The 12,617-nt window shown below is 70.9% G+C and carries 9 protein-coding genes; 6 read left to right on the forward strand and 3 right to left on the reverse strand.

The features are described from left to right. Nucleotides 1–564: a GNAT family N-acetyltransferase gene (locus AC07AW_RS13985; RefSeq protein WP_478815676.1), complete on the forward strand. Its 564-nt coding sequence runs from the start codon at nt 1–3 to the stop codon at nt 562–564. A 239-nt stretch (nt 565–803) separates the two neighbouring features. Here the strand turns inward: AC07AW_RS13985 and AC07AW_RS13990 are convergent, their stop codons facing one another. The 3 genes from AC07AW_RS13990 to AC07AW_RS14000 form a co-directional block, all read right to left on the reverse strand. Beyond that, nucleotides 804–2,636 (reverse strand): glycoside hydrolase family 36 protein, encoded by a 1,833-nt coding sequence (locus tag AC07AW_RS13990; protein WP_478815677.1) that lies wholly within the window; start codon nt 2,634–2,636, stop codon nt 804–806. An 18-nt stretch (nt 2,637–2,654) separates the two neighbouring features. Continuing rightward, nucleotides 2,655–3,521, reverse strand: a complete 867-nt coding sequence (locus AC07AW_RS13995; RefSeq protein WP_478815678.1) for an alkaline phosphatase family protein — start codon at nt 3,519–3,521, stop codon at nt 2,655–2,657. A 68-nt stretch (nt 3,522–3,589) separates the two neighbouring features. After that, a complete protein-coding gene (locus AC07AW_RS14000; protein WP_478815679.1) occupies nt 3,590–5,818 on the reverse strand; it encodes an alpha-galactosidase in 2,229 nt (742 codons plus the stop codon). Between the two features lie 180 nt (nt 5,819–5,998). Here AC07AW_RS14000 and AC07AW_RS14005 point away from each other — a divergent pair, with 180 nt between their 5' ends. From AC07AW_RS14005 to AC07AW_RS14025, 5 genes are all read left to right on the forward strand, one after another. Beyond that, complete coding sequence (locus AC07AW_RS14005) at nt 5,999–7,189, forward strand: ROK family protein (RefSeq protein WP_478815680.1); 1,191 nt, start codon at nt 5,999–6,001, stop codon at nt 7,187–7,189. 126 nt (nt 7,190–7,315) lie between these two features. Next, nucleotides 7,316–8,599 (forward strand): ABC transporter substrate-binding protein, encoded by a 1,284-nt coding sequence (locus AC07AW_RS14010; protein ID WP_478815681.1) that lies wholly within the window; start codon nt 7,316–7,318, stop codon nt 8,597–8,599. Nucleotides 8,600–8,604: 5 nt separating this feature from the next. Continuing rightward, nucleotides 8,605–9,621, forward strand: coding sequence for a carbohydrate ABC transporter permease (locus tag AC07AW_RS14015; protein WP_478815682.1), 1,017 nt, complete (start codon nt 8,605–8,607; stop codon nt 9,619–9,621). Between the two features lie 7 nt (nt 9,622–9,628). After that, nucleotides 9,629–10,474 (forward strand): carbohydrate ABC transporter permease, encoded by an 846-nt coding sequence (locus AC07AW_RS14020; RefSeq protein WP_478815683.1) that lies wholly within the window; start codon nt 9,629–9,631, stop codon nt 10,472–10,474. Nucleotides 10,475–10,644: 170 nt separating this feature from the next. Beyond that, complete coding sequence (locus AC07AW_RS14025) at nt 10,645–12,585, forward strand: glycoside hydrolase family 5 protein (RefSeq protein ID WP_478815684.1); 1,941 nt, start codon at nt 10,645–10,647, stop codon at nt 12,583–12,585. The last annotated feature ends 32 nt before the right edge of the window (nt 12,586–12,617 follow it).

The following is a 12,617-nucleotide window of genomic DNA, read 5'->3' on the forward strand; positions in this document are numbered from 1 at the left end:
ATGAACATCAACTCGACGGAAGCGAGTCCGTCAGCAACCGTGCAGGTCAGGCGCTTCCTCAAAGGTGATTCGGTGGAGCACCTGACGCACCTGCTCCACCGCGCCTACGCAGACCACGCTGCCGCTGGACGGGTCTTCTTCGCCTCCTACCAAACTCCGCAGGACACACAACACCGGCTGAGCAAAGGCGAGTGCTGGGTCGCGACGAACGGGAACACACTGCTCGGCACCGTCACAGTGTCAGCTCCTCACACCACTCCGGCTGGATACCCAGCGCCCGCCGGCGCTGGCTCGTTCTGGCAATTGGCGGTCGACCCGCCGCAACGAGGCACTGGACTCGGACACCGATTGCTCGCGCTGGCAGAGTCACGCATCGCTGCTCTCGGATCGACGCAGGTCGTCATCGATACCTCCTCACAAGCAACAGAGCTCGTCGACTGGTACTGCCGACATGGCTACACGCCGATAGGCACTTGGCAGTGGGACGTCACCAACTACGACAGCACGGTCCTCATGAAGAACCTGCCGACGGCGACTCTTTGTGATCGGCCGGACACGCCTTAGCCGAAGAAGCGTTTGAAGCCCTTCGGAGGCTCGGGACGGTGCTTGCCCTCGGCCTCCTCCTGCGAGGCGATCAGCTCGCCCACGCTCACCCGGGGGACGTGGCTGTCGGCGAGAGCGCGCGCCGCCGTCTCGGGCGCCGCCCGGCTGCCCCCGACCCCGCAAGCGTAGGAATCTGCGGAGAAGGTACCGATCACCGCTGTCGACGCATGGCCGTGACCCGCGCTTTCGCACCACAGGCCCTAGTCGGACGTCGTCAGCCGGCACAGACCGGAGGGGGGTACGTCGAGTCTGTGGACTCCGCCGGTGAGTCGTAGCGTGGTGGGCGGCAGGGGATGGCCGTCGGCGCCGAAGGAATGGACGCGGACGGCGGCCGGCTCGGCCGGCTCGGGGACTTCGACGAGGAGCCGGGACAGGGGGGTCGCGTTGACCAGAGTGAGCGCGCGCCACGGCTCCCGCGGCAGGCTGAGGACCCTGTCGGCGTAGGCGGTGATCACCGTCTCGGCGGGGGAGTGGGCGGTGACGTGGGGATAGAGCTCGTCCGGCCGCCCCGTCTCGTACATGCCGCCGGTGAGTGCGGGCCGTAGCCGGCGCCAGTGCGCGAGCCAGAAGGCGAGGGTGTCCCGGTGGGCCGGGGAGAGACGGGAGAGACGGGTGGAGATCTGGGGGACGGCGTGCAGTGCGCCGTGGAGGTGCCGGGCCACGGTCTCGGGCGTCGCCTCGGGTGCCCACATCAGCATGTCGGAGTGCACGACGCCGCCCGGCGCGAGGAGAGCGGCGTCCAGGATCCGTACCCGGTTGGCGACCGCGTCGGCCGGACAGTCCGACGCGCGCAGGGCGTTGCCGAACGTGGTCATGGCCGGTCCCGTGTACGGCTGGCGCAGTTCGAGCACCAGGTCGTTCCCGCGCAAGGACCGCAGGCCGTCGCGCAGTTCGGTCAGCAGCTCGGCCACGGCGTCCCCGACATCGGCGATGTAGCCCGCCTCCCCGGCTCCGGACGGCGGAGCGTCCGCGTACGCCATGGCCTCGTCCAGGAAGTCGAGCTTGAGCCCGTCGAGCCGGTTCTCGTCGACGAGGCGGCGGCAGAGGGCGACGACGTGGTCGCGTACGGCGCGGTGGCGCGGGTCGAGGACGTGGCAGGACAGATGCGGAACGTACAGGGGCGCATGTCCGGCCCATGCCCTGTAGGCCTCCGAGTGGCCCCCGAGCAGCAGGGGCGCGACCCACAGGACATGGCGCAGTCCGAGGGCCCGGACCTTCCCGACGTGGCCGGGGAGGTCGGGGAACTTCGCGGGATCGGGCAGCCAGTCGCCGCAGCCCGCGTACCCGCGCCCGGTGCCGTGCAGTTGCCAGCCGTCGTCGAGGAAGAGCTGTCCGCAGCCGAGATCCGCCGCGATCGCGGCCTCGGCCTCGACGTCGGCCGCGTTGACGTCCTGGGTGAAGGCGTACCAGGTCGAGTACACCGGGGTGCGGGCGAAGTCCGGTACCGGCAACGGGGTGACGGCCGGGAGTCCGGCCAGCCAGTCGCGCAGCTCCCGCAGCGCCGCGGCGACGGTGAGGCCGGGGGCGGCGAGGCGCAGGAGACAGTTCTCGCCGGCCGTGAGCGGGAAGCGCAGCCACACGCCGAAGCGCTTGCGCTCCTCCGACACCCCGAAGCGGATCAGGCTCTGCCGGACCAGACGGTCGGTGGCGAAGGCCAGCATGCTGCGCCCCGTAGCGTCGTACAGGCATCCGACCGGCGCGGAGCGGACGAGCGACAGGGGGCGCCAGGCGGACCAGTCCGCGGGCAGTGTCCGCTCCCACCCCGCGTCGGGGTGCCAGAAGCCGACGGCGTCGCCGAGCGGGACGTCGAGACGGACGGTCACCTCGCCCGTCGCGTTCGCCGTGACGCGCACGAGCGCCGGCTGCCCCGGGACGGTGTCCGTGACGGCGGCGAGGGTGCCACCGGTGGCATGGACGCCGAGTGCCGCGCCGTCGACGCGCAGGGCGGCGGGATCCTGCCACCACTGGTCATCGGCGAAGGGCGAGGCGGCCATGGAGTCCGTCGGGGAGGACGGAGGGAGATCGGTGTGCACGGAAGTCCTTCGGCCGGATCAGGCGGTGAGCGCGGCGGACGTGCTGAATGGGGTGCCGTCCAGCGTCCAGTGGAGGTCGGGGGTGATGCCGAGGGACGTGTAGACCTGGGCGGCGACATCGGCGTGGTGGAGGGCCGACGGAGCCCTTCCCGCGGTCACGTCCGGACCGCACGCGGCGATCCACGCGGTGCGCTCCAGCGGGCTGCGTCCCCCGTGGCCGCCTTCGTCGCGGTGGCCGTGGTCCGTGACCACGATGATCGTCCACCGCTCGTGCTCCGGACGGCGTCGCACCGCTGCCAGGAGCCGGCCCAGGCGCCGGTCCGCGGACTCGATCGAGGCACGGTATTCCGGGCCGCAGCCGAGGAAGTGAGCGGTCTCGTCGACGGCGCCCAGATAGACGAAGCCGGCGTGGAGGTCCTCGTCCAGGCTCAGGAGGTGTTCCGCGTCGACGGTCACCCGGTCGTCGACCTCCTCCCATGCCTCGGGGGTGTCCTCGCGGGGAGCGATGTAGCGGAGCCTGGTGGGGGCGACGAAGAGGGGGCCGCCCTGCTGGGCGAGGAAGAGCGGTGCCCAGCCGCCGACGGCGAAGGTCCGCCGTCCGCACTCGGCGGCGAGGCGGGTCGTGAAGTCGGGGAAGACGTCGAGCCGGTTGCCGTCGAAGCGGTTGGCCCACACCCCGTGCTTGGCGACGCCGACGCCGGTGACGATCGTGGTCCAGCACGGTCCGGACATCGTCGGGGTCTCGGCGTCCACCTCGACGGGGGCCAGGAAGCCCGCGCGGGCGACCCCGTCGAGGTGGGGGGTGTCGAGTTCGGGGAGGAGGTCGAGGCGTACGCCGTCGATGCCGACCACCAGTACGCGGGCGTTGTCCTGGGCGGTGTTCATGAGTGGTCCAGAGGTGTCGTGGGTGGGCGGGGAGCGCGTGCGCGGCGGCGGGGCCTCGGCCCGTACGCTCAGGACGGGACGCGGCGCAGCCGGATGAGGGCGCTGGCGTGGTCTCCCGCGGGAAGGTCCGGGTCGATGCCCCGGTGGACGAGGACGGCCCCGCTGTACTCACGCTTCCGGTCCGGGTCCAGGTAACGGGCCCCGGGGTCGAGGCTGGGCAGCCGTACCGGGGCGGGGGCGTGGCCGAAGCGGGTCGCGGGGCGCCAGACGAGGAGCACGTGCTCGCTGTCGTCCGGTGCCGCGTAGTGGACGGCGGTCACGGGACCGCCGTCCGGGGTGACCCGGTGCTGGTGTCCCCGCTGTACGAGCGGGCGGATCTGCTGGTACGCGGCCACGAGCTCGGCGGCTTCCGCGAGCTCCTCCTCGGACCAGGACGTCAGGTCTCCGCCGAGCCCCAGCGCACCGGCCATGGCGACGTGAAAGCGGAAACGCAGGGGAGTGTGCCGGCCGGTGGCGGTGTTTGGGCTGTCGGTGACCCAGGCGGCCATGGCCTGGGCGGGGAAGAGCTGGGAGAAGCCGTGCTGGATGCCGATCCGGTCGACCGGGTCGGTGTTGTCCGAGGTCCAGGCCTGATCGGTGCGGGCGAGCATGCCGAGGTCGACGCGTCCGCCGCCGCCCGCGCAGGCCTCGATACGCAGACCGGGGTGGTCGGCGCGGAGCCGGTCCATGACGCGGTGGACGGCCCGCGTGTGGTCGATCCAGAGGCGGTCGGGGTCGGGGTGGCCGTCCCAACCCGCCTCGGTGAAGGCCCGGTTGGCGTCCCACTTGAGCCAGTCGACGCCGTTCTCGCGGACCAGGCGGTCGAGGGTCCGCCGGGCCCAGGCCTCGACCTCATGCCGGGCGAAGTTCAGCACGAGCTGGTTGCGGAGTTCGGTCGCGTCGAGGTGGGGGGAGTGGACGACCCAGTCCGGGTGGGCGCGGTACAACTCGCTGTCGGGGTTGACCATCTCCGGCTCGACCCACAGCCCGAACTCCATGCCCAGTCGGTGCACCTCGTCGGCCAGCGGGCGCAGACCGCGGGGGAACGCCTCCGGGCGGGGGGTCCAGTCGCCGAGTCCTGACCGGTCGTCGCGACGCGTGCCGAACCAGCCGTCGTCCAGGACGAAGAGCTCCGCGCCGATCCGGGCGGCCAGGTGCGCGAGGCGGATCTGACCGGCCTCGTCGACGTCGAATCCGGTGGCCTCCCAGGAGTTGTAGAGCACCGGCCGGTCCCGCTCGGGCGCCGGCAGGACGTGCCGGCGGACGTAGTCGTGCCAGGCGCGACTGGCCGTGCCGAAGCCGTGCGGGGTGTAGAGGCCCGCGTACACGGGCGTGCGAAGGCTCTCGCCGGACCGGAGGGTCCAGCTGGTCCCCTCGTGGCCGAACCCGCCCGTCCAGGTGATGCGGCCGACGGGATCACGGTGGACGGTGACGCGCCAGCTCCCGCTCCAGGCGAGCGCGGTGCTCCACACCTCGCCCCGCTCCTCGCCGGCGGTGCCGTCGTCGAGGGCCAGCCAGGGGCTCGCGTGGTGTCCGGTGATGCCCCGACGGCTCGTCAGCACGGTCTCGGCGACGGGAAGTCGGTCGCGCTGGAGCTGGAACTCGCTGTTCCAGCCGCCCACCAGATGGCTGAGGCGGTAGTCGGCCAGCGCGGGGGCGGTCCAGGACGCCGAGTCGAGCCGGTCGACGGTGATCGGAGCGTCGGGACTGTTCCGAAGGCTCGGGTCGTCCGGATCGTTCCGAAAGCTCGGGTCGTCCGGATCGTTCCGAAGGCTCGGGTCGTCCGGATCGTTCGCGAGGTTCGTGTCGTCCGCGGCCCCGAGATGGGTGAGCTCCGTCCAGCGCTCGATGACGTCGGTCCCGGGCCGGACGCGGTAGCAGAGTTCCGCCCGCAGGGGCCGGCGTCGGTCCTCCAGGCGCAGTCGTAGTTCGCCGCCGTCGACGGTGTGACCGGCGAAGTGCCACTGGGCGCCACGGGTGCCGTCGGCGAAGCGGACCTGAAGGCCGGCCGGTCCGAAGCGTGCCCCGGTCTGCGGCGCGAGTTCGTCGGCGGCGGCGTCGGCCTCGAAGCTGCTCGCGGCGGGGGAGGCCGCCTCCGGCAGCGCGGCCAGGGTGTCGGTGTCGAGCGGCGCGCCCCAGTACAGGTGCCGGGGGCTGCCGTCGGAGCCGACGCGCAGCGCGTACACGCTGTTCGGTGTGCGCAGGACCGCGAGGCCGAGGTCGGGATCGAAGGTGATGGGCGGGAGCGTGGCGAGCACGGATGGATCCCCTGTCGTGCGGAGAGGAACAGGGCCGTGTCCAGGGCGACATGGACAGAGCGCCGATGAAGTCGCCGTCCGGCGCCAGGACTTGGACACGGAGGCGGGCCCGAGCGTAGGGCGGCCCCAACTCCCAAATCAATACTGGAAGAAGTTATTTATTTGCTCTATGTTGCACCCGTGTTTCGACATCACACCCAGCCACTGGTCAGTGCGCCCGCCGAGACCGCGGTCCTCGCCCTGCTCCTCGCGGAGGGACCGCTCAGCAGAGTGGAACTGGCCCGGCGCACCGGGCTCTCCTCGACCGCGGTCACCAAGGCGGCCAGGCCACTCATCGACGACGGCTATCTGTACGAACTCCCGCCGGAGCGCACCGCACCCGGTGCCGGCCGGCCGGTCAACCCGCTCGCGGTCGCTCCCGACCGTGAGTTCTTCATCGGTCTGAAGATCAGCTCCGACCAGGTCTTCGGTGCCGTGTGCGATCTGCGGGCCGGGATCCGGGCCACCGCCGCCCGCCCGCTCGACGTGTGCACGCCCGAGGCCGTCGCCGCCCTGGTGGCCGAGCTGGTCGACGAACTGCTCGACGCCGAGCCCGCGTTCCGGGACCGCACGCGCCACCTGGGCGTCGCCGTGAACGGGGACGTGGACCGCGACAGCGGCCGGCTCCGTCACTCCGGGCTCCTCGGCTGGCGCGACGTCCCGCTCGCCGAACTGCTCGGCGCCGCCACCGGCCTGGCCGTCACCGTCGAGAACGACGTCAGGGCCCTGACCGTCGCCGAGCACTGGTTCGGCGAAGGCATCGGAACCGGCTACTTCGCGCTGGTCACCATCGGCTCGGGCATCGGCTCCGCCCTCGTCGTCAACGGACACCTGCTCCGCGGGGCCTACGGCGTCGCGGGCGAGGTCGGGCACATCTGCGTCGATCCGACCGGACCGCGCTGCCGCTGCGGGGCGCGCGGCTGTGTCGAGGCGATCGCCTCGACCGACGTGATCCTCGCGACGGTCCGCGAGGCCGCCGCGAACCCCCGCCTCACCTTCCACGAGGTCGTCGAGATGGCCCGAGAGGGCCGTCCCGAAGCACGCGAGGCCTTCGCCCGCGCCGGACGGGCCATCGGCGTCGGCATCTCCACGCTGGTGAACCTCGTCGGACCGGAGCGTGTCGTCGTCAGCGGCGAAGGCGTCGACGCCTACGACCTGTTCAGCCGCCACATCCAGGAGGCGTACGCCGCACACGCCTTCGGAGCGGCGTCCCGGTGCCCGCTGTCGCTCCGCCCGCTGCCCTGGGAGGAGTGGGCCCGCGGCGGAGCCGCCGTGGCCATCCAGGCTCTCTTCCCGCAGCCCGCGGCCACCACCACGATCGGCGCCGGCTGAGCATCCCCGCAGCCGTCGCGTACCACTCCCTGGCCGTCGCCCTCCACTGCCGGCAAGCACGTACGAAGGCGCCGACCAGGGAGCACATCCGCCCCGCACACACACCCTCACAGAAGGATTTGCGACATGAGCGCACGCAGACCAGAGCTTAGCCGACGCGGATTCCTCACCGGATCGCTGCTCGTCGCCGCGGGATCGGTCCTGTCGACCGCCTGCAGCACCGACCCCACGGGCGCCTCCTCCTCGGGCGCCAAGACCACCCTCAACGTCTGGTACCACGCCTACGGCGAGGCCGGCACGCAGCAGGCCGTGCTCCGCTACGCCACCGCCTTCACGAAGGCCAACCCCGACATAGCCGTCAAGGTGACCTGGGTGCCCGGCGACTACGCGGGCAAGCTCAACGCCACCCTGCTGACCGACGGGGCCCCCGACGTCTTCGAGATCGGCGACTTCAGCGAGAGGATGGCCCGCGGCGGCCAGATCGCCGCCCTCGACGACGTGTACGGCAGCGCCAAGAGCGACTTCAACACCAACGCCATCAGCTCGGTCACCGTCGACGGCAAGCTCTACGGCGTCAAGATGATCGACGACGTCATCATGCTCTACTACCGCAAGAGCGTCCTCGCCAAGGCCGGCATCACCCCGCCCACCACCTTCGACGGCCTCGTCTCCGCGGCGAAGGCCCTGACCACGAAGAAGAACAAGGGCCTGTTCCTCGGCAACGACGGCATCGGCGACTCCCCGAGCAACGCCGTCTGGTCCAGCGGCGGCGACCTCGTGACCCCCGACGGCAAGGTGGCGTTCGGATCGGCCCAGTCGCTGGAGGCGATCACCGCCCTGAAGCGCCTGCACGACGACAAGTCGCTGCTCCTCGGCTTCACCACCGACTGGTGGGACCCGGCCGCCTTCACCCAGGGCGTCGTGCCGATGCAGTGGTGCGGCCTGTGGGCCATGCCCGCGATCGCGGACGCGCTCGGCGACGACTTCGGTGTCCTGCCGTGGCCCGCCTTCAAGGCCGGCGGTGCTCCCGTCGTCCGCGTCGGCGGCTGGACGAGCTGCGTCAACGCCAAGGGCAGGAACGTGGCCGCGGCCAAGAAGTTCGTCCAGTGGCTGTGGGTCGAGCAGGCCGACCTGCAGAAGGACTTCGCCGAGAGCTACGGCTTCCACGTGCCGCCGCGCACCTCCGTGGCGGCGACCGCGAAGAAGCTGTCCACCGGCACCGCCAAGGAGACCGTGGACCTGGCCGCGAAGCACGGCAAGCACAACCCGGGCACCTGGGACTCCGCCGTGAGCAGCACCTTCAACGCGGCCGCGGCGAAGATCGTCGGCGGAGACGGCGATCCGGCCACCCTCCTCGCCGACGCGGTGAAGAAGGCCCAGAGCGAGATCGACAAGCAGCTCGGCCGGTGACACCGATGAACTCGGCGACCGACACCACCTTCCAGCCCGAGAACACCGGGCGCCCCGCGGTCACCCCGCGGGGCGCCCGCCCCCGCCGGGCCCGCGCCGACCGGGCCCGCGCCGACAGGCCCCGCGTCGGCCGGTCCGGCTGGATCGCGTTCATCCTGCTCACCGCGCCGACGCTGATCGGGCTCGGCATCTTCAAGTACGTCGCGATCGGCTGGAGCTTCCTGCTCAGCCTCAGCGACGCACGCGGCACGATCGCCCTCGGCCACTGGGCCGGACTCGACAACTACCGGACTCTCCTGACCGACCAGTCCTTCCGCACCTCGCTGGTCCAGATCCTGCTGTTCACCGCCTTCATCGTGCCGCTCACCTTCGCCGCCTCACTCGGACTCGCCCTGCTGGTGCACCGGATCAGGCGGGGCCGGGCCCTGTTCCGTACCACCTTCCTCATCCCGGCGGCCGTCTCGTACGTCGCCGCCTCGCTGCTGTGGAAGATGTCCCTGTTCAACGGCCTCCCCGCGGGCATCGCCAACACCATCGGAGGATGGTTCGGAGCAGAGCCGGTGGCCTGGCTGCAGACCACCTCACCGCCGCTGTACTGGGTCGCGCTCGTCACCCTGCGGCTGTGGCTCCAGGTCGGCTTCTACATGGTGCTCTTCCTCGCCGGACTCCAGGCCATCCCCACGGAGGTGTACGAGGCGGCCGCACTCGACGGTGCCAAGGGCCGGCGACTGCTGACCGGCATCACCCTGCCGATGCTGCGCAACACCTCCGTCGCCGTGCTGATGCTGCTGTTCATCGCCGCCTTCCAGGCCTTCGACGAGTTCTACAACCTGTTCAACAGCGGGCTCTCGGGAACCGGGACCGCCCCCGTGCGGACCCCGCTGGTCCACCTCTACGACACCGCCATGGGCAGCCAGAACTACGGCCTCGGCTCCGCCGGAGCGTTCGTGCTCACCGCCCTCATCGTCGGAGTGACCCTGATCCAGGGCCGATTCACCGGCTTCGGCAGGAGCGGAGAATGAGAAGCGCATGACCACCCTGCCCGTACTGACCCGATCCCTGCGCCTCGGCGCGCGCGGCCTGCTCGTCGGCCTGCTCACCGCGGTCTTCCTCGCGCCCTTCTACCTGATGCTCCGCAACGCCCTCATGGACTCCCCGGGGCTGACATCGCCCGAGTGGACGTGGTGGCCCTCGACGATGCACTTCGAGAACTTCACCGCCCTCTTCGACGACCCCGCCGTCTCCATGGGCCCGGCCCTCGGCAACTCGCTGCTCATCGCCGCCGTCACCGCACCGGTGTCCACGCTCCTCGCGTCCGCCGCCGGCTACGCCCTGGCACGGATCCCGGTCCCGGGACGCGGTGTGGTGCTCGCTCTGATCGTGGCCACGCTGATGATCCCCGGCTCGGTCACCTTCGTACCGACCTTCGTCGTCGTCGGCTCCATGGGCGGCGTCAACACGCTGTGGGGCATCATCGTGCCCGGCCTCTTCAATCCGTTCGCGGTGCTGCTGTTCCGCAACTTCTACCTGCAGTTCCCGAGCGAGATCGAAGACGCCGGACGGCTCGACGGCCTCGGCTGGCTGGGTCTGTACCGCCGGATCGCCCTGCCGAGCTCCGGAGCGATGCTGGCCTCCCTCGGTGCGCTGTCCTTCATCGACAGCTGGAACTCCTTCCTGTGGCCGCTGGTGATCGGACAGGACCCGTCCGCCTGGACCGCGCAGATCGCACTGTCCACCTTCCTCACCTCGCAGACCATCAACCTGCCCGGCCTGTTCGCCGGCGCCGTCGTCACCATCACGCCCCTGGTCGTCATGTTCGTCGTCGCCCAGCGCTACATCGTCGAAGGCATCGCCACCAGCGGCCTGAAGGGCTGACCCCCCGATCGCACCACCGCACACAGCACTACTGAGCACGGCACGACCGCACGCGGCATCACTGCGCACGGCACCACTGCGCACAGCACGACCGCACCTCACCGCACCACCGCACCTCACCGCACCACGTCCAAGGCAGGTACACGTCCCCCCATCCGCAAGGAGTCCCCGTGACACCTCGCACCACCGTGCTCCGGCACGCGACAGCGGCCCTCGCCCTGTCGTCCGCGCTCCTCCTCGGCACCCTCGCCTCCACCGCCGCCACCGCGGCGGAGGCAGAGGCCGTGCCGCCCCAGGTCCTCACCGGCGCGCAGCTCGCCGCCTCGTGGACCGCCCCCCTGTCCACCCGGGGCCGGTACGTCGTCGATGCGAACGGCGACCGGTTCAAACTCAAGTCCGGCAACTGGGCCGGCGCCCAGGGCACCTGGGAGGGCAGCGGCGACGTCAACGACGTGACGAACCACCAGGCCGACCAGATGTCGTACAACATCCCGCTCGGCCTGGACCGGAAGCCGATGGCCCAGATCCTGAGCGACTTCCACGCCATGGGCCTGAACAGCATCCGCCTGCCGTTCGCCAACGCCCTGGTGCACGACACGACCCCGGTCCCCGACGCGGCCGTCACGGCCAACCCGCAGCTCAGGGGCAAGACCCCGCTCCAGGTCCTCGACTCCGTGATCGACGGTCTCACCGCCGACGGCTTCGCCGTCATCCTCAACAACCACACCACCAGCTACCGCTTCTGCTGCGGCCTGGACGGCAACGAGCGCTGGAACAGCGGCCAGTCGACCCAGCAGTGGATCGACGACTGGGTGTTCCTGGCGAAGCGCTACCAGAACAACAAGCGGGTCGTCGGCGCCGACCTGCGCAACGAGGTCCGCCGCGACACCTGGAACGACTCCAACTGGGGCTGGGGCGACGACCACGACCTGAACAAGGCCCTGGAAGAGGCCGGGAACAAGATCCTCCAGGCCGACCCCGACCTCCTGGTCGTCATGGAGGGCATCAACTGGCAGGGCATCCCGACCGACCTGACCAGCCACGGCCGGCCGATGCTGACCCCGGTCGCCACCCTGTCCAACACGCTGATCCGCTCCGACAAACTCGTCTACGCGGCCCACTTCTACGGCTACACCGGCCCGAACCACACCGGCGCCACGGGCACGGGTGAGACCCACGACCCGCGCTACCACGACCTCACGCCCGAGGAGCTCGTCCGGGCCGTCGACGACGAGGCCCTGTTCGTCACCCGGTCCGGCCAGCACTTCACCGCGCCCGTGTGGATCAGCGAGTTCGGCGTCGGCGGCCGGGGATCGACCGACGCCCTGGAACAGGACTGGTTCGCCCGCTTCACCGACATCATGGTGAACAACGACAGCGACTTCGCCATCTGGCCGCTCGTCGGCTGGACCGACGCGAGCGGCAAGCCGCAGGACAACTGGGCCATGGTCAACTACGCCGCGGACGGGACCCGGCTCGGCGTCATGGACTCCGGTGACTGGCGGACCACCGCCTGGAACAAGCTGGTCAACGCCCCCGGCAAGACCGGCCAGGTCGCGCAGACCCCCCGCTGGAACATGCTGAACCTGGACTACGCCGACTACAACGTCTCCGCCACCATGCTGGCGAAGCCGGACTGGTCGCCGGGCAACCGCAAGGGCAACTGCCCCGACAGCCAGCGCCTGGTCGGCCTCGGCCGCAGTGACAGCCGCGGCCTGTGCACCGACGCCGGCCGGCCGGCGAAGGGCAGCGGATCCTGGACCGTCGTCACCGACGAGCGGTACGTGACGAACGGCGACTGGGCTTCCGGCTACAACAAGCTGGAGTGCCCCAGGAACACGTTCGCCGTCGGCTACAGCGTGAACGGCAACGCGATGTCCGCACTCCTCTGCGCCCCCGCGGCGGCCTCCCTGCCCACGTCCAACCGCGTGCTCTGGTTCGACCACGGCGACAACCGGCCTGCCACCGGAGGCTCGAACGCCAGCGACTGGGCCCCCGGCTACTACAAGGGCCAGTGCGCCGACAACGAGTACCTCGCCGGCGTCGCCTACACCTGGAAGTGGCTGCACTACGGCGTCCCGGACGCCGTGCTCTGCCGCCCCCTCGCCTGACCCTCACCTCCGCACCCGTACGCACACCTAGG

Source organism: Streptomyces sp. NPDC044003 (assembly GCF_056435185.1).